We start from the raw sequence: 21,707 nt of genomic DNA on the forward strand, positions 1-21,707 counted from the left end.
CTGGGCTCGGCCTGTGTCCAAGCAAGGCTGCGGGCCTTAATTGGCTTTGGCCCCCGAGGTCCGGATCACTTCGCTCAAACGGGCCTCGTCCCGGCGCATCCGCGCCTCGAACTGAGCGGGGGTGCCACCGAGTGGGTCTCCGCCCGCACCGCGAATCACCTCCAGAAAACCCGGATCGCGCATCAGTTTGTTGATTTCGGCATTCAGGCGAATCACCACCTCCTGAGGCGTTTTGGCAGGTGCCAGAATGCCAAACCAGCCCACCAACTCGTAGTCACTCAGGCCCAGCGCCTCATTGACCGTGGGCACATCGGGCAGCAAGGCAGAACGTCGGGAACCGGTCACGGCCAGCGCTTTCAAACGACCCGCTTTCACGAACTGCAGCGCCACCGGCAAATTCACAAAGCCCACCTGCAAAATACCGCCCAGGTGGTCATTGGTGGCTTGGGCATTGCCCTGGTAAGGCACATGGGTGAACTTGGCACCGGTCTTGACGCTCAGCAACTCAGCCGCCAAGTGCCCGGAGCTGCCCGCACCGGGCGTGCCATGGTTGAACTTGTTGGGGTCGCTGCGTGCCTGTTGCACCAGCTCACTCAGAGACTGGATGCCCAGGCCGGGATGCACGGTCACGACGTTGGTGACTTCGGCCACCTCGATGACGGGCGTCAGGTCACGCATGGTGTTGTAGGGCAAGTTGGCATAAAGCGCCTGGTTGGTCACCAGTGGCAAGCCGTTGATGAGCAGCGTGTGGCCATCGGGGGCGGCTTTGGCCACGAAATCGTTGCCAATGTTGGTGCCTGCCCCAGGCTTTTGCTCCACCATGACCGACTGGCCCAACACGGGGCTCAGCCGCTGGGCCATGGCACGGGCAAACACATCGGCACTGCCCACCAAGGCGGGCACAACGATGCGCACCGTTTTGGTGGGGTAAGTCTGGCCCTGGGCCAGGGCGGGCAAGCCCGCACAAGCCAAACCCAGGCTTGCAGTGGAAAGGAGCAATTCACGGCGGCGCATAGACCCATCCTTTTTCGGATTCAACGAACAAAATGTTGGACAACAACGGCGATCACGCGCCTCAATGGCATTCCATCAAGGAGCCAAAGCCGGCTTTCTTGTCCTGCAGCCCTTGGGCCCGCAAGGCATGCCAATAGGTGGCGGTGTTGATCGCAATGACCGGCTTGCCCAGAAAAAGTTCAGCGGCTGCAGCCAAGCGAATCATGGACAAATTGGTACCCACTTGAACGATGGCGTCCACGTCATCGCCGTCCAGCTGCAAGATCGCCTGGCGGCACATCTCATCGGTGGAATGGGCGATCTGAACCGGACTGGGGCGACGCAGACACACGTCTCGCACCACGGTAAAACCGCAGTCTTCGTAAAACCGACGCACCTGGGCATTGGCCACTTCGAAGTACGGCGACATGAAGGCGATGCGCTTGACCTTGTAAACGTTCAGAGCCGCCTCGGTGGCAAAGGAACCACAGGACACGCCGACCTGCGCCCTGTCTTGCATCATTTTCAGGTAATCGTTGGCGCCCTGGCGACCATTCCAGAAAGTCGCCGCAGACATGCCCATCACCAGGTAATCCATCTCGCAACTGCGCAACACATCCACCGCGTCCATGGTCGCTTGGTTGATGTTGTTCACCAGTTGGACAAAGCTGGCATCGTCCGTCACCGGATTGTTCGGGATCGCGATGCGGCTGTAATGATTGGTCACGCCCACTGGCCGCAGGTCATCGAAATCAGGTTGAACGATGGTGTTGGTCGAGGGCCCCAAGGTGCCCAGTTTTTTTCGGTATCCGAGGTGGTCCATGAATCAGGTGCAGGCCGTGATGGCCTGGTGTTGTGTGATGAACTCATCGCGCGTCATCACGTCGGCATATTTTTGTTGCATGTCAAACAGGTTGGCCACATGGGGCTCCAGCGCGCGGTCGCCCACGCAATCGGAGACCACCAAGGTGCGCAGGTTGTGCTGCATCGCGTCCACCACGCTGGCACGCACGCAACCGCTGGTGGTGCAACCCGTGATGACGGCGGTGTCCACGGAGCGCTGCAAGAGCCAGCCCGCCAATCCGGTTTCAAAAAAAGCCGAGGCCGACTGCTTGCGAATCACCCACTCACCAGGCTCCGGCGTGAGCGGAGTCACAATTTGCGAGGCGTGCGCCTGCTCGGTGAGTTTTTGCAAAGGCGGCACACGCAGCGCAAAGATGTTGACATCCGCGCCATCGCTCGCGAACACCACTCGGGTATGCACCACTGGCAAACCCTGCGCCCGGAAATACGCCAGCAAGGGCACAGTCCGGTCTGCGGCCGCCGCGATGTGCGGCCCGCCCAATTGGTCGGCATCGACAAAGCCGTTGACAAAATCCACCAGCACCAACGCGCACTTGTGCCCGATACCGCTGGTCCCGCCCAGGCCTTGGTGACGGTAAATGGCGTGTTTGTCCATGGTCACTTCAGGCGTCCTCTTCACGCTGGGCATGGCTTTGGTCGAAAGCCTGCACCCAGTCAAAACCCATGAGGCTGGAGAATTGGCCAAAGCCATGCAGTGGGGTTGAACCGTCTTTGGAAGACCCCGTCTGCTTGATGCCCTGGTAAACCGATTCAAAGGCTGCGCCAGCGGCCAAAAAGGCGGTTGCCGGAAAAATGACCAGCCCATAACCCAACTGCTGCAATGCCTCGTAGCTCAAGACGGGCGTGCGACCGCCCTCGACCATGTTGGCCACCAGAGGCAAGTCGAAGTGGCGACAGATGGTCTCCATCTCTTGCACCGACTCCGGACTCTCCACAAACAGCAGGTCAGCGCCCGCGCGCGCGTACATTTCTGCGCGCCGCAAAGCCTCGTCCAGCCCCAGTGTGGTGCGGGCATCGGTGCGGGCAATGATGAGAAAGTCGGGATCGCTGCGGGCCTCCACTGCGACGCGGATCTTCTCGACCATTTGCTGCGCCGGCACCACCCTTCGCCCCAGCATGTGGCCGCATTTTTTGGGAAACTCCTGGTCCTCCAGTTGAATGGCACAGGCCCCGGCACGCTCATAACCGCGCACCGTGTGCATGACGTTCAGAAGCCCGCCGTAGCCGGTATCGCCATCGCAAATCATCGGCGTGGTGGTGATGGCGGTGAACTGCTGCACGCGGTTGACCATGTCGGTATAACTGGCCAAACCCGCATCGGGCAAGCCCAAGTACGACGCCACGGTGCCGTAGCCCGTCATGTAGAGCGCATCGAACCCCATGCGGTCGGCCATCTTGGCGGAAATCATCTCAAAGACGCCCGGTGCCACCACCAGATCGCCCTGCCGAAGACGCGCCGCCAGCTGGCTGCGCCGTGATGCGTTGCTGACTTGGGACAGACCGTTGTGCATCATGCGATGGCCTTTGCGCGCTCAAGCGCTTCGATCATGGAAGATTTTTTCAAATAGTCCCGGGCCTTCTCGGGGTTCCCGCAAATGGCCCGCAACTCGTCCTGCACGCGCTGGCGCACCACGGGATCACGCTCTTCAATCTCCCGCTTGTTGCGCGCCGTGTTGGCATTGATGTAATCAATGGCGATGGTGCGGCGCTGGCGCTCATAGCGCGCCATGACATCCATGGCGGCCCCTTGCTGGATCACCTGCAGCAATTTTTGGGTCAGGTTCATCGCGTCGTGCACACCGCCGTTCATGCCCATGCCCCCCAATGGATTGTTGATGTGCGCAGCATCGCCCGCCAGAAAGATGCGGCCCTGCAAAAACGTCTTGGCAACACGTTGGTGAACTTTGTAAAGTGTTCGGTGCACCGTGTTGTAAGGCAATGGCTGGGGCAGCAGCCTTTGCAAACGGGCCTGCACCGCCTCGTCGGTCATGACCTCCTCGTCGGTTTCTTGCGCCGTGGTGGGAAACAGCACCCGCCAAAGTGTGGGCACACGCAACAAAACACACCACTCCTGCGGATCGGAGCAATAGTTGACGTAGGACAGACGCGGCAGATGCTGGGCGTAATCGAAATCCGTGGAGATGACCAAAAACCGCTCCGGATACGTCAAACCTTCGAAATCAATGGCCAAGGCCCGGCGCGTGGCACTCCAGGCACCGTCTGCACCGATCATGTAGTCGGCCTCGATGGGATGACTTTGCCCTTCGGTACTGACTGTGGCCGTGACCTTGTCGGCGGTTTGCGTGACCGACTCCAGGCGGGTCGAAAAAAGCAGCTTGACATGGGGCAACAGGTCAAGTTCCTGCTTGATCAGGTCAGCCAGTTTCCACTGTTCACATTGCAAGCGAAAGGGGTGGTCGGTATGCCCCTTGAGCAGATCCAGATCAAACTCGGCGATCACACCGTCCTGGCGATCGCGCTGCTGGGTATAGCGGGCCACCAAACCTTGAGGCACCAACTTGGCGGTCAGGCCATAGGGTGCCAGCATGTCCAGCGTGGGTGGATGAAAGGTGGACGCCCTCAGGTCGCGGTTGAGGTCCGCAGAGGCCTCCAGCACCGTCACGGCCACGCCCGCCCGGCCCAGCACCAAAGCACTGACCAAGCCTACAGGCCCGCCGCCAGCAATCAAAACATGCGAATTCATCCGGCTCCCCGATGACAAGGTGATGGTTCAATGTACACAAAGCAGAAAGGAAAATGGATGAAAATTTTAAAAAATCAGGGAAACCACTTATAAAATGACCTTGAAACACCCAAATTACGACCCAAACATCACGCCGACATCCCATCAAAACACCATTGACCCACATCAATGTGTACAAAATAGCCGAACACCCTCCACTCACAAGCCATGACCCGCGCCAGCACCCTTGCCTACAACACCATCCGTGAATGGATCATCAGCGGCAGTTTCCAGCCGGGCGAGCGCTTGCTCGAAGAAGAGTTGGCACACCGCACGGGCGTTTCACGGACCTCCATTCGCGACTCGCTCAGACGCCTCCATGCCGAGGGACTGGTTTGCACGCAGGCCAATCGGGGGACCTTTGTGACGCAATTCAGCAGCACCGAGATCGACGAAATCTTTCAGCTTCGGGCCGTGCTGGAGGGACATGCAACCGCCTTGGCGGCGATCAATGGGCAAGAGCACCATTGGCAAGCGCTGGCCGACGTCGCCACGGCGATCGACCAACAACTGGCGCAACCTGAAGCATCGGATGCGCAGCGGTACGCCCGCTTCCAAGCCAGCAACACCCGCTTCCACGACATCATCTTGCAAGCCAGCGGCTCGCAAAGGCTGCAGGGCCTGGCGCGTTCCCTGATCGAGCTGCCATTGGTGACCATGAAGCAGCACGCCTGGCCCGGCGAAGTGCGCATACGCCGCTCCAATCAGCAACACTGGGAAATCATCGAGTCCTTGCGCGCCCGCGACCCTTTGCTCGGTCGGCTTCGGGTGCAGACCCACATCATCACCGCCCGCCCCTTGGCCATGCTGAGCCAAGCCCTGATGCCCATCGACCTGCTCTGAGCCGCCCACCGCACGAGGCTTTGTCACAGGGCTGACGCCCAGGCTTGGCGCTCAGGCCCATACTGTGTCAGTGCCCCACCGAACATGCCTGAACGGGTGGTTTTACCAACGCTTTGATCCTACTTTTTTGATGAAAACCGATGTCGCCATCCTTGGCGCTGGCGCAGCCGGCATGTTCGTGGCCCTCGCCGCTCAAGCGCGGGGGCTGAGCGTCGTCCTGATCGATCCATCAGCGCATACCCCCAACAATTTGGCCATCAGCGGGGGGTTGTTTCCGGCCGCAGGTTCTGCCCTGCAGCGGTCTTCGGGCACGCAAGACAGTCCAGAGGCCTGGCTGGATGACCTGCGCCAATTTGCACCGGGCATGGTCAATGAAAACATCGCCAGCTCCGTGGCCCATGCCCTGCCACTGGCGACCGCTTTTTTGGTCAATGACTGCGCAGCGCCAGTGCAGTTTTTGCCCGACGTTGTGGCACCAGGCCACCGGCAATTGCGCTTTCACTGTGTCGCGCCCGCCTCGGGGGCCGCATTGCACACCTGGTTTCGCCAAGCTTGCATGCAACAGCCCCGCATCCGGTTTGTAACGGACCGCGCCCATGTCACGCGTGGGGCACAGGACTTTCAGTTGACCACCGCACAAGACACCTACCACGCCTGTCAGATCGTGCTGGCCGGCGGTGGCTTTGGGGCCAACCCCGAGATGGTGGCACGCTTCATCCCCGGCATGGCTGGCGCGCTGCACAACGGCTCATCCACCCAGGACGGCAGCACCATGGCCCTGGGCATGGCATGGGGCGCGCAACTTTGGGGCATGGACGGCTACCAGGGACAAGGCCACACGCACCCGGGCGGTGCCACGCGCTTGGGCATGTCCATTCCGCCTTTGGGCGGCATCCTGGTCAATCGGCAGGGGTTGCGGTTTGTCGCCGAGGACATCGGCCCCTCAGCTCTCGCGCCGCAAGTGCTGGCACAAGACAATGGCCTGGCACTGGAGGTGTTTGATGCAGCCATCGAAGCCCAACTGGGCAACCACGGTGCATATCAGCAAGCCGTGCAGGCCGGTCGCGTCATGACGGCCGACAGCGTGGCCAGCCTGGCCGAAGAGGCCGGTGTGGACCCCGCAGCACTGACGCGCACGCTCACACAAGTGAGCGCCTTGGCGCAAGGTCAGGCCAACGACCCGCTGGGGCGGCGCAGCTTTGCCCGGGTGCTGCGCCCACCGTTCAAAGCCTCTTGGGTCACAGGGGCTTTGTCGCACACACAAGGCGGTTTGCTCACACAAGCCGACGGCGCAGTGCTGGACCCACAGGGCAACACGATCCCGGGCGTCTTTGCCGCCGGGGGCTGCGCGGCGGGATTGTCAGGACGAGGTGCCGACGGCTACCTGCCCGGCAACGGCCTGGCCCAGGCATTTGGCCTGGGCTGGCGGGTGGCCCAGGCCCTGGGCTGAGCGACAAAGGGGCTTCGATCACTCGGCTTTGGCCCCTGAGATTTCCACGGCGCGCTTGAATTTGGCCATTTCGCTGCGATGAAAGGCTTGCGTTTCGGTGGCACTGGAACCCACGACGGTGGCACCCTGCGCCTCCAGTTGCTGCTTCACACCCGGATCGTCCAGCGCTTTTTTGACTTCGGCCTGAATGCGGGACACCAACGCCGGTGGCGTGCCTGCCGGGGCCATGAGCACGATCCAGGCCGTGGCGTCAAAACCCGGGATGAATTCCGAGATGGCCGGCACTTGTGGCAACTGGGGCGAGCGTTTGAGCGACGTGACCGCCAGCGGCACGATGGCCCCTGCCTTGATCTGCCCCACCAAAGAGGGCAAGCCCTCGACACCCGTCTGGACATCGCCGGCCATCACGGCCTGCATGGCCGGCGAGCCGCCCCGATAACCGACGTGGGTGAGCTTGATGCCCGCATCGGCCTTGATCAACTCCATCACCAGATGTGATGTGGTGCCTGGCCCGGAAGAAGCATGGGCCAGCTTGTCGGGTTGCACTTTGGCCGCAGCGATCAAGTCCGGCAAAGTTTTAAAGCTTTGCTTGGGACTGGTGACAACGACTTGAGGAAACGACACCAGTTGCGTCACCGCCGTGAAGTCCTTGAGCGCGTCGTAGGGCAGTTTGGCGAACAAATAAGGGTTGATCGCCATGGTGCCGGGCGAGCCCAGCAGCAAGGTGTAGCCATCAGCTTTGGCCCGGGCCGCAAAGTCGGTGCCGATGTTGCCGCTGGCACCCGTCTTGTTGTCCACATTCATGCCTTGGCCGGTGTTCGCAGCCATCTTGTTGGCAATGATGCGGGCCACCACATCCACCGCAGAGCCTGCCGCAAACGGGTTGACCCAAGTCACAGGTCGCGTGGGCCAATCGCTGGCCTGGGCCAGGCTGTCGAGCGGTGCCAACAGGGGCAGCAAGGCCAGGCTGGTGGCCAGCGCCAGTCGGCGTCGACGGGACGATGAAGTCATGAAAGTCTCCTTTGTGGTGAATAAACGCATGATGTGTGAGCGCCGCCCCCTGATGGCCATCCCACCACCTCGCGGCGGCAGCCCGATGGCACCGCGGGCAGCGACAGCGAATTCAAATCGACACCCCCAGAGAATACCCTTGGGCCGTGGCTGACAAGGTATCGCCAGCGGCCAGGCAATCTCCGACCAGATGCACCGGCCGCCCCGTGGCCTGCAAGGCGGCCAGCAAATCGGTATCGGGGGCGCGTGGCGTGGCATAAGTGATCAGGGCCACATCATCAACAAAGCCAGCACAGCCCCCAAATACGCTGTCATAGGGCACGCGGGCCTGCTCCTCAAACGCGTCGTCCCAGCGCAGCTGACTCAATGTCAGCACCTGCACACCCGCTTGGTGCATGCGCCGCAGGACGCCCTGCCGCGTGACCAGGCTGCAATCGGCCGCGATGTGTTCGCGCGGGGTCATCAGCACCACCTTGTCAAACAAAGTGGCCAGTTTTTCAGCCACGGCATAGGTCGCTTCCACTGGATCGAGGTCCCAGATCAAGGCCGTGCCGGGCTGACGCCGGGTGTAGCGCGGCAGTTGGGCGCACAGCGTTGGCAAGTCGGCAATCATGCCCAGCGCCTGCAACTCGGCAGGCAACTCCAGTGGCCAATGCGGTGTGCCGCCCGTGGCCAGGATGAACTCATCGCTGTTTTGCTGTGCGATGTCTTGGCTGAGCAGCCTGCGGCCCAGATCAAAATGCACCCCATGCTCCAGTGCCCGTTCGTACTGGTGGTCGTAAATGCTGGACAGCGCATCCAGCGTCGGCAGGCTGGCCAGGCGTCTGGCCTTGCCGCCCACCTGCAGGGATGCCCCCACCACGGTCACCTGATGCCCGCGTGCAGCAGCCACCCAAGCCGCTTCCAGCCCCGCGATGCCCGCACCGATGACCAACAGTTTTTTAGCCTCGCGCGCCGCGACCAACGGCTGCCCTTCCGTTTGTGCCGCCAATCGGGGATTGTTGTCGCAGGCTATCGGGCGGTCCTGAACGATGGTCTTCCAGCAGGTGTTGCAGGAAACGCAGTAACGGATGCTGGCTGCACGCCCGGCAAGGGCTTTGCGTGGCCAGTCCGGATCCGTGATCAAAGGCCGCCCCAAACCAATGAGAGACACCCGCCGATCCTGCAGCAGCGCCTGAGCTTCGGCCGGGTCGGTGATCCGGCCCAAACTCATCACGGCGACGCCCCGCGCATGCGCGGCCAGACGCTCGGTCAGCCCCGCATAAGGCATGCGAGGCCCAGCACTGTCGGGCAAATGCATCTCCAGTGAACGCGCATGGGCCCCTTGGGCAAAGGCAAGATAGTCGGGGCGGCACTGGTCAAGCAAGGCCTCAAGGGTCAGGATGGCCTGCTCGGGCGGTAAGCTGTCGACCAACCCGTCGTCGGCCGGCATCTTGATGCCGATGATGAAACGGTCGCCACAGGCTTGTCGGATGGCCAGGACCATGTCGGCCAACCAGCGGGTGCGACCGTGGACATCCCCACCGTAGCCATCCTCGCGGTGATTGGCCCGAGGCGATAAAAAAAGGTGAAACAAATGGCCATGGCAGGCCGACAGTTCAACACCGGAAAAACCCGCACCTTGCAAGCGAGCTGCCCGTTCAGCCACCATGCCCACCCAATCCTGGACTTCTGCTGTGCTCATGGCACGGGGCATGGTGCCACTGAGGTCATCGGGCAACGCACTCGGTGCCAACGCACGAACACCACGACCCGGAATGTGACGGCCACGCCCGGGGTCCTGAATCTGCGCGATCAAGCGGCAGCCATGGCCTTCCACGGCATCGGCCAATCGCGCCAAACCCGCCACATGGGCGTCCCGGTAGGCAGGCAGGCGCATGGCGTTTTGCCACTCGCCCAGACCGATCGGCTCGGTGACAAGCATGGCCGCGCCCCCTCGAGCCCGGGCTTCGCAATACCGCAAATAGGCCTCGCCCAAGGCGCTGTGCGCGCCCAAACGGGTCGAAATCGAGGCGTGCACGATCCGGTTGGCAAGTCGCAGGCCACCGAGCTGCAAAGGCGAAAACAACGCGGGGTAAGGCCCGTCAGAAACGAGGGGGCTCATCCTGGCTCAGCGGTAACGGCAAGCTGTGAACAAAAGAGCGCGCCATAAGGGCCGCATGGGCGCACCACGCTCGCCATCACCCCAACACACGAGCACCTCCGCCCTCTTGAGTAGTTCAAACACATGCGCAGAAGTATGACGCACTGAAACTCTTGACGAGCCCCCGTGGTAACCCCAATGCCTCATACCCTGCCCCTCCGCACGCCCTGAAAGATGGAGGAAGGCAAGATCAGGCCGCATTCAGGTCAAGGCGCACCGTCCATGCCGATCCGGCCAAAGGACCAAGGCTTGGTAGATGTCATTGGTTTCGTTGGTGTCGCCAAGCAAGGTGCTCGGCCCTTGGCACTTCTCAGACGGCCAGAAAATACCCGTCCGTTGGCGACAAACTGCTGGCCGGCTTTGGCAGCAAATCAAAGGCCACTTGCTTGAATGCCGCGACCAGAACACCTTCGTCCAACGCCATGATGTCGTCTTGAAGGAGCTTGGTGAAAAACATGTCGGCTGACAGACCCGTTGCATGCATGTCGAAATAGTCCGCCACCAAATTGCGGTAGAAAAGCACAAATTCCCGCATGAGGCCACTGGTGCGAGCGGTATCCAGCAGACCAGCCTGCTCCGGGACAGAAAGAAGTTTCAGGGGGTTTTCGTTGTAAAGACCAAAACGGGTCCAGGCAAATTTGGGGTAAGCCGTTTCGCTGCGCCAGCGGGCGTAATGCGGTTTGAAATACGATTGCATGCATTGGTCCGTGGCCACCACAGCAAAAAGGCAAAGTACGAACAACGGCCTGACTTCGGAGTCCATGGGCCCCAGGTCGGCTTCGACATGAGACCAGTTCTTGCCACCAAACAACACCAACTCCTGGTCGTTGAGGATGTCTTTGAGAACCTGTGGCACCTCGCTGAACTGCAGTTTCGCAATATCGCTTTGGAAGCCGGTATCGAAGTAGTGCTCGATGTTCATGTCTTTGCCTCTCGTCAGAAAATGAATTCAGCGGACAACGCGCTCCACATCGAAACATGGAGGCAGGTAGCTTGGCTAGGCAGGCAAAACTTTATATTTGTTTTTTCTTTTGGGCCTATTTTGTTTTTAATGTATCTTAATAATTATTTTTAAAAAATTAAAGCAATTTAAAGTTGTTACATATTGTTTAAATGGGGCACGTGAAATACCACCGCTACACGGTCTGCGCGACAGATGAGACCAGCTGTGGGCTGGCGTTCACTGTCCGACTGGACGCAGGCGAACAGCGACAAAGGCTTGTCAGAAACGGCCGACGGACTGGCCTCGCTTGACCCGAAAAGACCTCAGCCCGGCCGCACCATCTTGCAGGTGCTGGGCAGACGGGCCTGCTCGGCCTTGATCTGGCGCACCACCTTGAAGCCGTAGCCCGAACCTTCCACGTCAAACGGCACACCGGGCACACCTTGGCGCTGCATCACGCCCACCACCAAGGGCTGCTGGAACTGGTGGTCTTCGGCGCGCATGAAGCCGGTTTGCCCAGCCGTGCTGACGCGGGCTTTTTCCAGCGCCAGCGCCACGGCCACGGGATCGGTGCCACCGGCTTTTTCGACCGCCTGGGCCAGGGCCTCCACCATCAACTGCATGCGCACATGCACATAGTCTTCCGAGGGCTTGCTGAAACGCTGGCGGAAAGATTGGTAAAACGCTTCGCTGGCTTTGCCAGGCACATTGGGCAACCAGTCGGCCACCGCAATCACGCGGTCCACACCGGCATCACCCAAAGCCGCAGGCGCCCCCAACGCGTTGCCATAAAAGGTGTAGAACTTGCCTTCGTAACCCGCCTCACGGGCGGCCTTGACCAGCAAGGTCAGGTCATTGCCCCAGTTGCCGGTGATGACCGCTTGTGCGCCGCTGGCCTTGATCTTGGCGGCGTAGGGCAAAAAGTCTTTCACGCGGCCCATGGGGTGCAACTCATCGCCCACCACCTTCACATCCGGGCGCTTGTCTGCCAACTGGCGTTTGGCTTCACGCAGCACAGCCTGGCCAAAGCTGTAATCCTGTCCGATCAGGTAAGCCGATTTGACTTTTTTGTCAGCCTGCAAAACCTGCATCAAGGCGGTCATGCGCATGTCAGCGTGGGCGTCAAAACGGAAATGCCAGAAGCTGCATTTCTCGTTCGTCAGGATCGGGTCCACCGCCGAGTAGTTCAAAAACAGCACGCGCTTGGCTGGCTCGCGCTCGTTGTGTTTGTTGATCGCGTCAATCAAGGCCGCCGCATTGCCCGATGAGTTGCCCTGCAACACCACCTGCGCCCCATCGTCGATGGCCGACTTGAGGGCCGACAAGGCTTCTTCGCTTTGGCCTTTGCTGTCGTAACGCTCCAGCACCATGGGTCGCATGCCCTGCGCGGTCTTGACGCCGCCCCGGGCATTGATCCGCTCCACCGCCCAGGCGATGTTGCGCACCACGGCCTCACCCGTGTTGCCAAAGGGGCCGCTCAAGCCCTCGATCAAGGCCAATTTGATGGGCGCTGGCGATTGCGCCCACGCAGGCAACAACAGCAGGGTTGCAGCCAGTGACACGGCGATACGACGGGAAATGAAGGACAAACGCATATCAAAAATAGAACCCGCCAGAAGGCGGGTTGAAACCAAGAAGGGGCGCAGTGTAACTGCCCCGTTAGACACACACGATGGCCGCTGAGTTGAGTGGATTTTGTGGGAGGCTGCCTCTGCGGCCGAATGTCTGATGGGACAACACTTTTGAATGGGTGTTGTGGTTTGCACACCTTCGCGAGCAGGGGCTCGCTCCCACAGGGGGGGGCGGGAAACCCAGCGTCAAGCCAGTTCGTGCAAGGGCCAGCGCGGCTTGACGTCGAAGCTGTAACGCGCCTCGGCCTGCTGCGCACCGGCTTGCAAGCGCATGGCGGCGGCCATAGCGATCATGGCCCCGTTGTCGGTGCACAGGTGCAGCTCGGGGTAATGCACGCGCACTTGGGCTTTGGCGCAAGCCGCATTGAGTTGGGCGCGCAACTCGCGGTTGGCGCCCACGCCGCCCGCCACCACCAGGCGCTTCATGCCGCTGGTTTTCAAAGCGGTCATCGATTTCTTGACCAGCACTTCCACAATCGCCGCCTGGGTCGAAGCGGCCAAGTCAGCCCGCTCGGGCGCACCTTCGGTGTGGGCGGCAGGGCCGATTTTCTGGCTCTGGGTCAGCACCGCCGTCTTCAGGCCCGCAAACGAAAAATCCAGATCGCCACTGTGCAGCAAGGGCCGGGGCAGTTTGTAGGCCGCAGGGTTCCCCTGCTCGGCCAGGCGAGACAGACCCGGGCCACCGGGATAAGGCAGGCCCATCAGCTTGGCCGACTTGTCAAAGGCTTCGCCTGCGGCGTCGTCAATGGTCTCGCCCAGCAACTCGTAACGACCCACGCCGTCCACCCGCATCAGCTGCGTGTGGCCGCCCGACACCAGCAAGGCAATGAACGGAAACTCGGGCGGGTCGGCGCTCAAAAACGGGGAGAGCAAGTGCCCTTCGAGGTGGTGCACGCCCAGCACCGGCTTGCCCAAAGCAGCAGCCAACGCACAGGCTACGCCAGAGCCCACCAGCAGCGCCCCGGCCAGGCCCGGCCCCCGGGTGTAGGCCACCACGTCAATATCGGCCAACGCGGTCCCCGCCTCGGCCAGCACCTGGCGCGTGAGCGGCAGCACGCGGCGGATGTGGTCGCGGCTGGCCAGCTCGGGCACCACGCCGCCATAGGCCTGGTGCATCTCGATCTGGCTGTAAAGCGCGTGCGACAACAAGCGCGGCAAAGCCTCGCCGGTGGTCTCTACCAAGGCCACGCCGGTTTCGTCGCAAGAAGATTCGATACCCAAAATTCGCATAACAGGTAGTTTAAGGGGGGCATGGAGGCTGGTACTGCCCTTGGCCATAATCCTTGCAAATGCTTGCCAGCCCAAACACCACTGCCCCTGTAGGAGCCAGCCCTGCTGGCGATAGCGTGTTTGGCGCTGCAAATGATCGCCTGCAGGGCAGGCTCCTACAAAAACACACCGTTGAATTCGCCATGACCACACTCCGACTGATTTCCTCCATGGCCACCAAGCCGCTGCTGGCCGATCTGGTGGCGCTTTACAAAGCGCAGGACCCCGACGTTCAAATCCAGCTCGAGTCGGTTGGCGGCGTGGACGCAGCCAAACGCGTGCAGGCGGGCGAAGCCTTTGACGGCGTGGTGTTGGCCAGCGACGCCATCGACAAACTGACAGCCAGCGGCCATGTGCTGGCGGGCAGCCGCGCCGATCTGGTGCGCTCGGGCGTGGCAGTGGCCGTGCCTGCAGGGCAGCCCGTGCCCGACATCTCGAGCGAAGCCGCGCTCAAGGCCGCCATCTTGGCTGCGCCCACGCTGGGCTATTCGACCGGCCCGAGCGGCGTGCAGCTGGCCAAACAATTTGAGGCCTGGGGCATCGCCGAAACCATCGCGCCACGCATCGTGCAGGCCAAACCCGGCGTGCCGGTGGGCTCGCTGGTGGCCCTGGGTGAAGTGTCGTTGGGCTTTCAACAACTGAGTGAAATGCTGGGCGTGCAGGGCATCACCATCGTGGGCGGCATGCCCCCAGCGGTGGAGATCATCACCACGTTTTCGGGCAGCGTGGCATCCACCAGCACGCAACAGGACGCCATGCGTGCGCTGCTGGCTTTTTGGCAATCACCCGCGTGCGACGCACTCAAGCGCCAGCACGGCATGGCCCCGGCCTAAGTCCTGCGCTTAGGCGCGCTTCTTGCATCGTTTTGCCCATGCAAGAAGCCCTGAGAATCGTCGTCATCATCTCCGACCCCGCCCTGGTGGCCGAGGGCGATGAGCACGCACAGGCTCTCGAAGAACGCTCGCGCCTGCTGCGCATTGGCCTGCTCGAAGCGGGCTACAACCTGGTGGCCACCCTGCCCGCCGATGTGTTTTTGACAGAACGCTTGGCCCAACTGCAAGCCGACATGGTGATCGTGGACGCCGAGAGCGATGCCCGCGATGCGCTGGAGCATGTGGTCATGGCCACACGCGACGAGCGCCGCCCCATCGTGATGTTCACCAACGACAACGACACCCGGCCCATGAACGAGGCCGTGGCCGCAGGCGTGACGGCCTACATCGTGGCAGGGCTGGCCCCCGAGCGTATCCACCCGATCCTGACGGTGGCCATGGCACGCTTCAAACACGAGCAGGCGCTGCTGGCCGAGTTGGACAGCGCCCGGCTAGAACTGAGCGACCGCAAAGTGGTGGATCGCGCCAAGGGCCTGCTGATGCAGCGCCAGGGTCTGAACGAACAAGAGGCCTATGGCAAATTGCGCAAAGCCGCCATGAACAAAGGCGTGAAGCTGGCCGACATCGCGCAGCAGATGATCGAGATGGCCGAACTGCTGGGCTGAAGGGGCACAGCCAGATTTTGATGGGAGCGAGCCCCTGCTCGCGAATGCGCGCCTATGCCACATCATGCATTCGGCCGCAGGGGCAGCCTCCCACAGAACAAGCCACATCACCGCAGAGCGGCCCCCACAAGATGCCTTGGCGCACCACACAAGTGCACGCCATCGCACCCCAACGGTGCCAAAACCCCAAACCAGTGGTTTTCAGGGCATTCACCCCCAGGAAAACCCTGGCACGCGGCTTGCGTTACCCGAAGCAAGACCAACGAAGGTCAAACGTGACCCCACCCAATGGCGGGTGAGGTCCCACCGGACAAAGGCGTCCCCATGCGTTCGCGCCCTGCACTGCAGGCGCGAGTGACATGAGGACGCCTTTTTTGTTTTTTTATTCCTGCAAGGAGCTTCGCCATGACCGACCTTCTCAAAAACAGCTTGACCCGCCGCAACGTGTTGCAAGCCGCCGCCGTGGGCGCTGCAGGCATTTCGCCCGCACTGCGCTCAGTGGTGTACGCCGCAGGCTCGGATGCCCCCGAGAAAAAAGAAGTCAAGATCGGCTTCATCCCGCTGACCGATTGCGCCAGCGTGGTCATGGCTTCGGTGCTGGGCCTGGACGTGAAGCACGGTGTGAAATTCGTGCTGAGCAAAGAAGCCAGCTGGGCCGGTGTGCGCGATAAATTGGTCAACGGCGAACTGGACTTTGCCCATGTGCTGTACGGACTGGTTTATGGCGTGCACCTGGGGCTGTCCGGACCCAAGAAAGACATGGCCGTGCTGATGACGCTCAACCACAATGGCCAAGCCATCACACTGTCCAAAAAACTGGCCGACAAGGGCGCTGTCGATGGTGCAGGTTTGGCCAAACTGATGGCCACCGACAAGCGCGAATATACCTTTGCGCAGACCTTCCCCACCGGCACGCATGCCATGTGGCTGTATTACTGGTTGGCCAGCTACGGCATCAACCCGATGAAGGACGCCAAGGTCATCACCGTGCCGCCACCGCAAATGGTGGCCAACATGCGCGTGGGCAACATGGACGGCTTTTGCGTGGGCGAGCCCTGGAACCACCGCGCCATCATGGACGGCATCGGGGTGACGGCCACCACCACCCAGGACATCTGGAAAGACCACCCTGAAAAAGTACTGGGCACCACCGCCGAATTCGTCAAGAAATACCCCAACACCGCCCGCGCCGTCACGGCCGCCATCATCGAAGCGGGCCAGTGGATCGATGCCAGTTTGCAAAACAAGCTCAAGATGGCCGAAACCGTGGCCGACAAATCGTATGTGAACACGGGTGTGGACGCGATCAACCAGCGCATTTTGGGCCGCTACCAAAACGGCATGGGCAAGACCTGGGACGACGCCAACCACATGAAGTTCTACAACGACGGCGCGGTGACCTTCCCCTACCTGTCGGACGGCATGTGGTTCATGACACAGCACAAGCGCTGGGGCTTGCTCAAGGACCACCCCGATTACCTGGGCGTGGCCAAACAGATCAACCAGATCGCGATCTACAAGCAAGCCGCCACAGCGGCCAAGGCCCCGGTGCCCAAGAGCGACATGCGCAGCCACAAGCTGATCGACGGCGTGGTCTGGGATGGCAAAGACCCCAAGAAATACGCCGACGGTTTCAAAATCAAAGCGTGAAGGAGAACACCATGGTCAGTGCCGTTTTCCATTCACCCACCGGGGGCAAAACTGCCCCGGTGACCGCGCCCTCAACGGCAACAACAACACCCACCCTCGCGATGACCGCTGCCAAACACCAGCGGGCCCGCCAATGGCACGCCTTCTGGATGGCGGTCTTGCCGCCACTCATGGGTCTGGGCCTGTTGATCGGTTTGTGGGCCCTGGTGTCCATCACCACCAAAGGCAGCATCCCCAGCCCCTACGAAACCGGCGTGCAGGCGATCGAGATCTTCAGCGACCCGTTTTACCGCAAAGGCCCCAACGACCAAGGCGTGGGCTGGAACGTGCTGATGTCGCTGGAACGCGTGGCCGTGGGCTTTGGCCTGGCGGCACTCGTCGGCATCCCGGCTGGCTTTGTGATCGGGCGCTTCACCTTCCTCTCGCGCATGTTCAACCCGCTCATCAGCCTGCTACGCCCGGTGTCGCCATTGGCCTGGCTGCCGATCGGTTTGCTGGTCTTCAAAGGGGCCAACCCGGCGGCCATCTGGACGATTTTCATTTGCTCGATCTGGCCCATGATCATCAACACCGCCGTGGGCGTGCAACGTGTGCCCCAGGACTACCTGAACGTGGCCCGTGTGCTCAACCTGTCGGAATGGAAAATTGCCACCACCATCCTGTTCCCCGCGGTATTGCCTTACATGCTGACCGGTGTTCGTTTGGCCGTGGGCACCGCGTGGTTGGTGATCGTGGCGGCAGAGATGCTGACGGGCGGCGTGGGCATCGGCTTTTGGGTCTGGGACGAGTGGAACAACCTCAACGTGAAGAACATCATCATCGCGATTTTTGTGATCGGCGGCGTGGGTCTGGTCCTCGAATACGCCCTCATCAGCATCGCCACGGCCTTCACTTACGAGGATGTCCAGTCATGAAAAACGACAGCAAATTCATCCAGATCGAACACGTTGCGCAAACTTTCAAAACCAACAAAGGTTTGTTCCCGGCGCTGAAGGACATCAACCTGACGATTGCCAAAGGCGAGTTCGTGGCCCTGATCGGCCACTCGGGCTGCGGCAAGTCCACCTTGCTCAACCTGATCGCCGGGCTGACCCTGCCCACACAAGGCGTTCTGTTGTGCGCCAACCGCGAGATCGCAGGCCCCGGCCCCGAGCGTGCGGTGGTGTTCCAGAACCATTCGCTGTTGCCGTGGCTCACCTGCTTTGACAACGTGCACCTGGGCATCGAGCGCGTGTTTGGCAAGGCCGAAACCAAGGGCCAGCTGCGTGCGCGCACCGATGCGGCGCTGGCCATGGTGGGCCTCACGCACGCCGCGCAAAAGCGCCCCGGCGAAATCTCGGGCGGCATGAAGCAGCGCGTGGGCATTGCCCGGGCCCTGGCCATGGAGCCCAAAGTGCTGCTGATGGACGAACCCTTTGGCGCGCTGGACGCTCTCACCCGCGCCAAGCTGCAAGACGAGTTGCTGGAAATCGTGGCTCGCACGCAGAGCACCGTGGTCATGGTGACGCACGACGTGGACGAAGCCGTGCTGCTGTCCGACAAGATCGTGATGATGACCAACGGCCCCGCAGCCACGATTGGCGAAGTGCTGAGCGTGGACTTGCCGCGCCCCCGCAAGCGTGTCGAACTGGCCGAAAGCGCCGAGTACCAACGTTACCGCAAAGCGGTGATCGACTTTCTCTACACGCGGCAAGCGCATGTGGAAAAAACCGCTTAAGGAGAACACCATGGACATGCGCGTCAATGCCAAAGAGAAAATGAAACTGGTCATGGTCGGCAACGGCATGGCCGGGGTCCGGGCCATTGAAGAGCTGCTCAAGCTCGCACCTGACCTGTACGACATCACCGTGTTCGGTGCCGAACCGCACCCCAACTACAACCGCATCCTGCTGTCACCCGTGTTGGCCGGTGAGCAAACGCTCGAAGAAATCGTGCTCAACGACTGGGCCTGGTACAAAGACAACGGCATCACGCTGCACGCGGGCTGGAAGGTCACATCGGTCGATCGCGTCAAGCGTGTGGTCATCGCGCAAAACGGCTCGGGCGAGACCGTACAAACGCCCTATGACCGCCTGGTGATGGCCACCGGCTCCAACCCCTTCATCCTGCCCCTGCCTGGCAAAGACCTGCAAGGCGTGCTGGCGTACCGCGACATCGCGGACACGCAGGCCATGATCGATGCGGCCACGCAGTTCAAACACGCGGTGGTGATTGGTGGTGGTCTCTTGGGCCTGGAAGCGGCCAACGGCCTGATGAAACGCGGCATGCAAGTGACGGTGGTGCATGTGAGCGACTGGCTGATGGAGCGCCAGCTCGACAAGGTCGCCGCGCAGATGCTCCAGGCCTCGCTGGAGGCGCGGGGCATGCAGTTCCGCATGAGCGCGCAAACCGCTACGCTGGTGGGTGATGACAGCGGCCGCGTTTGCAAAGTTGAATTCAAGGACGGCACCCATGTGCCTGCCGATCTGGTGGTCATGGCCGTGGGCATCCGACCCAACACGGCGCTGGCCGAAAGCATGGGCCTGCATGTGAACCGCGGCATCGTGGTGAGCGACACCTTGCAAACCGTGACCGACCCGCGCATCTGGGCTGTGGGCGAATGCGCCGCGCACCGAGGCATCGCCTACGGTCTGGTGGCCCCGCTGTTTGAACAAGGCAAAGTGCTGGCCAACCACCTGGCCGAATTCGGCATTGCCCGCTATCTGGGCTCGCAAACCTCGACCAAACTCAAAGTCACCGGCATCGACCTGTTCAGCGCGGGCGACTTCATGGGAAGCCCGGAGTGCGAAGAGATCGTGATGAGCGACCCGGCAGGTGGCGTCTACAAAAAGCTGGTGCTCAAGGGCGACCAGCTGGTGGGGGCCTGCCTGTATGGCGACACGGTGGACGGCAGCTGGTATTTCAAGCTGCTGCGCGATGGGCGCAGCGTGGCCGACATCCGCGACAAGCTGATGTTTGGCGAATCGAACATTGGCGACGTAGGCCACCAGGGCCAAAGCAAAGCCGCCGCCATGCAGGACACCGACGAGGTGTGTGGCTGCAACGGCGTGACCAAGGGCGCGATCTGCAAGGCCATCAAGGACAAAGGTTTGTTCACGCTCGACGAAGTGCGCAAGCAAACCAAGGCCAGCGCCAGCTGCGGCTCGTGCACCGGGCTGGTTGAGCAGATTTTGATGTTCACCGCCGGTGGCGACTATTCGGCCACGCCCAAACTCAAGCCCATGTGCGGTTGCACCGAGCACGGCCACCAGGCGGTGCGCGACGCGGTGCGCGAACACAAGTTGCTCACCGTGGGCGGCGTCTTCAAGTTCATGAACTGGCGCACACCCAACGGCTGCGCCAGCTGCCGCCCGGCCGTCAACTATTACCTGATCAGCACCTGGCCCAAAGAGGCGCAAGACGATCCGCAAAGCCGCTTCATCAACGAGCGCAGCCACGCCAACATCCAGAAAGACGGCACCTACAGCGTGATCCCGCGCATGTGGGCAGGCGAGACCACCGCAGCCGAGCTGCGCCGCATCGCCGACGTGGTGGACAAGTACCAGATCCCCACGGTGAAAGTCACAGGCGGCCAGCGCATCGACTTGCTGGGCGTCAAGAAAGAAGACCTGGTCGGTGTCTGGAAAGACATCGGCTTGCCTTGCGGCCACGCCTACGCCAAGGCCCTGCGCACAGTAAAGACCTGCGTGGGCAGCGAGTGGTGCCGCATGGGCACGCAAGACAGCACGCAAATGGGCAAAGACCTTGAAAAGGCCATGTGGCGCATGTACGCGCCGCACAAGGTCAAGTTCGCCGTGTCGGGCTGCCCGCGCAACTGCGCCGAAGCCGGTATCAAGGACGTGGGCATCATCGGCGTGGACAGCGGCTGGGAGATGTATGTGGGCGGCAACGGCGGTATCAAGACCGAGGTGGCGCACTTTTTTACCAAGCTCAAGACCGCCGAAGAAGTGCTGGAGTACACGGGCGCCTTCATGCAGTTGTACCGCGAAGAAGGTTGGTACCTGGAGCGCACGGTGCACTACATCAACCGGGTGGGCCTCGACTACGTGAAGAAGAAAATTCTGGACGATGCCACGCTGCGCGTAGCGCTGTGGGCCAAGCTGCAAGCCGCGCTGGATGGTGAACCCGACCCTTGGTTTGAGCTGCAAGAAGCCAAGGTGGACACGCGCCAATTCGAGCCCCTGACCATCGCCTGAACAAGGGCGGACGTTGCGCAGTTGAACCCTCCCCCTGTGGGAGGTCGCCCCTGCGGCCTCCCACGAAAAAACAAGGAACAAAAAATGACCGCATGGAAACAAATTTGCCAACTGGAAGACATTCCGGTGCTGGGCTCGCGCCGCGTGGCGCGTGAGCAAGGGCTGGACGTAGCCGTGTTCCGCAACGATGCGAATGAGGTGTTTGCCCTGCTAGACCGCTGCCCGCACAAAGGCGGCCCACTGTCGCAAGGCATTGTGTTTGGCACCAGCGTGGCTTGCCCGATGCACAACTGGACCATCGGCCTGTGCGATGGCCAGGCGCAAGCACCCGACGAGGGCTGCACGCCGCGCTTTGAAGTCAAGGTCGAGGCGGGCGTGGTGTTCTTGAACGCCGATGAATTGGTCGGCCATGCGACGGACCTGACACGGCCCATCGCCGGTCCCGTTTCGCGCAAGACAGCCTGCGCCTGAAC

19 protein-coding genes are annotated in these 21,707 nt (G+C 61.5%); 9 read left to right on the top strand and 10 right to left on the bottom strand.

Features of this window, described 5'->3' with window-relative positions:
• Positions 1-36: 36 nt before the first annotated feature.
• From B9Z47_RS05780 to B9Z47_RS05800, 5 genes are all read right to left on the bottom strand, one after another.
• A complete protein-coding gene (locus B9Z47_RS05780) occupies positions 37-1,014 on the bottom strand; it encodes a tripartite tricarboxylate transporter substrate binding protein (protein ID WP_108330307.1) in 978 nt (325 codons plus the stop codon).
• A gap of 61 nt (positions 1,015-1,075) precedes the next feature.
• Complete coding sequence (locus tag B9Z47_RS05785; RefSeq protein ID WP_108330308.1) at positions 1,076-1,816, bottom strand: arylmalonate decarboxylase; 741 nt, start codon at positions 1,814-1,816, stop codon at positions 1,076-1,078.
• A 3-nt stretch (positions 1,817-1,819) separates the two neighbouring features.
• Positions 1,820-2,452 carry an isochorismatase family protein gene (locus B9Z47_RS05790; protein WP_108330727.1) on the bottom strand — a complete coding sequence of 211 codons (633 nt, stop codon included), beginning with the start codon at positions 2,450-2,452 and terminating at the stop codon, positions 1,820-1,822.
• 7 nt (positions 2,453-2,459) lie between these two features.
• The gene (locus B9Z47_RS05795) at positions 2,460-3,371 is read right to left on the bottom strand and encodes an oxaloacetate decarboxylase (RefSeq protein WP_108330309.1); all 912 of its coding nucleotides are present in this window, start codon (positions 3,369-3,371) and stop codon (positions 2,460-2,462) included.
• Positions 3,368-4,561: an NAD(P)/FAD-dependent oxidoreductase gene (locus B9Z47_RS05800; protein ID WP_108330310.1), complete on the bottom strand. Its 1,194-nt coding sequence runs from the start codon at positions 4,559-4,561 to the stop codon at positions 3,368-3,370. The genes B9Z47_RS05795 and B9Z47_RS05800 overlap by 4 nt, the downstream gene beginning before the upstream one ends.
• 207 nt (positions 4,562-4,768) lie before the next feature.
• Between B9Z47_RS05800 and B9Z47_RS05805 the strand changes: the two genes are divergently transcribed.
• Entirely contained in the window at positions 4,769-5,443 is a 675-nt protein-coding gene (locus tag B9Z47_RS05805; RefSeq protein ID WP_108330311.1) for a GntR family transcriptional regulator, read from the top strand.
• A 130-nt stretch (positions 5,444-5,573) separates the two neighbouring features.
• Positions 5,574-6,893 (top strand): FAD-binding protein, encoded by a 1,320-nt coding sequence (locus B9Z47_RS05810; RefSeq protein ID WP_108330312.1) that lies wholly within the window; start codon positions 5,574-5,576, stop codon positions 6,891-6,893.
• 18 nt (positions 6,894-6,911) lie between these two features.
• Here B9Z47_RS05810 and B9Z47_RS05815 read toward each other — a convergent pair whose 3' ends face one another.
• The 5 genes from B9Z47_RS05815 to tsaD form a co-directional block, all read right to left on the bottom strand.
• Entirely contained in the window at positions 6,912-7,904 is a 993-nt protein-coding gene (locus tag B9Z47_RS05815) for a tripartite tricarboxylate transporter substrate binding protein (protein ID WP_158271627.1), read from the bottom strand.
• Positions 7,905-8,016: 112 nt separating this feature from the next.
• A complete protein-coding gene (locus B9Z47_RS05820; RefSeq protein ID WP_108330314.1) occupies positions 8,017-10,008 on the bottom strand; it encodes an FAD-dependent oxidoreductase in 1,992 nt (663 codons plus the stop codon).
• A 349-nt stretch (positions 10,009-10,357) separates the two neighbouring features.
• Positions 10,358-10,969, bottom strand: a complete 612-nt coding sequence (locus tag B9Z47_RS05825) for a hypothetical protein (protein ID WP_108330315.1) — start codon at positions 10,967-10,969, stop codon at positions 10,358-10,360.
• A 344-nt stretch (positions 10,970-11,313) separates the two neighbouring features.
• Positions 11,314-12,585, bottom strand: coding sequence for a branched-chain amino acid ABC transporter substrate-binding protein (locus B9Z47_RS05830; RefSeq protein ID WP_108330316.1), 1,272 nt, complete (start codon positions 12,583-12,585; stop codon positions 11,314-11,316).
• Positions 12,586-12,807: 222 nt separating this feature from the next.
• Complete coding sequence (tsaD, locus tag B9Z47_RS05835; protein ID WP_108330317.1) at positions 12,808-13,851, bottom strand: tRNA (adenosine(37)-N6)-threonylcarbamoyltransferase complex transferase subunit TsaD; 1,044 nt, start codon at positions 13,849-13,851, stop codon at positions 12,808-12,810.
• 182 nt (positions 13,852-14,033) lie between these two features.
• Here tsaD and B9Z47_RS05840 point away from each other — a divergent pair, with 182 nt between their 5' ends.
• The 7 genes from B9Z47_RS05840 (at position 14,034) to nirD (ending at position 21,705) form a co-directional block, all read left to right on the top strand.
• On the top strand, positions 14,034-14,723 hold the full coding sequence (locus tag B9Z47_RS05840; RefSeq protein WP_108330318.1) for a substrate-binding domain-containing protein: 690 nt from the start codon (positions 14,034-14,036) through the stop codon (positions 14,721-14,723).
• Positions 14,724-14,761: 38 nt separating this feature from the next.
• Entirely contained in the window at positions 14,762-15,388 is a 627-nt protein-coding gene (locus B9Z47_RS05845) for an ANTAR domain-containing response regulator (protein WP_108330319.1), read from the top strand.
• Positions 15,389-15,793: 405 nt separating this feature from the next.
• Positions 15,794-17,038: a CmpA/NrtA family ABC transporter substrate-binding protein gene (locus B9Z47_RS05850; RefSeq protein ID WP_108330320.1), complete on the top strand. Its 1,245-nt coding sequence runs from the start codon at positions 15,794-15,796 to the stop codon at positions 17,036-17,038.
• Positions 17,039-17,049: 11 nt separating this feature from the next.
• A complete protein-coding gene (ntrB, locus tag B9Z47_RS05855; RefSeq protein ID WP_108330728.1) occupies positions 17,050-17,952 on the top strand; it encodes a nitrate ABC transporter permease in 903 nt (300 codons plus the stop codon).
• Positions 17,949-18,755 (top strand): ABC transporter ATP-binding protein, encoded by an 807-nt coding sequence (locus B9Z47_RS05860; protein WP_108330321.1) that lies wholly within the window; start codon positions 17,949-17,951, stop codon positions 18,753-18,755. Before ntrB ends, B9Z47_RS05860 begins: the two co-directional genes overlap by 4 nt.
• A 10-nt stretch (positions 18,756-18,765) precedes the next feature.
• Positions 18,766-21,234 (top strand): nitrite reductase large subunit NirB, encoded by a 2,469-nt coding sequence (nirB, locus tag B9Z47_RS05865; protein WP_108330729.1) that lies wholly within the window; start codon positions 18,766-18,768, stop codon positions 21,232-21,234.
• 84 nt (positions 21,235-21,318) lie between these two features.
• Positions 21,319-21,705, top strand: coding sequence for a nitrite reductase small subunit NirD (nirD, locus tag B9Z47_RS05870; RefSeq protein ID WP_108330322.1), 387 nt, complete (start codon positions 21,319-21,321; stop codon positions 21,703-21,705).
• Positions 21,706-21,707: the final 2 nt, after the last annotated feature.

The sequence above is a fragment of the Limnohabitans sp. 2KL-1 genome (assembly GCF_003063435.1).
In the GTDB taxonomy this organism is placed as follows: domain Bacteria; phylum Pseudomonadota; class Gammaproteobacteria; order Burkholderiales; family Burkholderiaceae_C; genus Limnohabitans_A.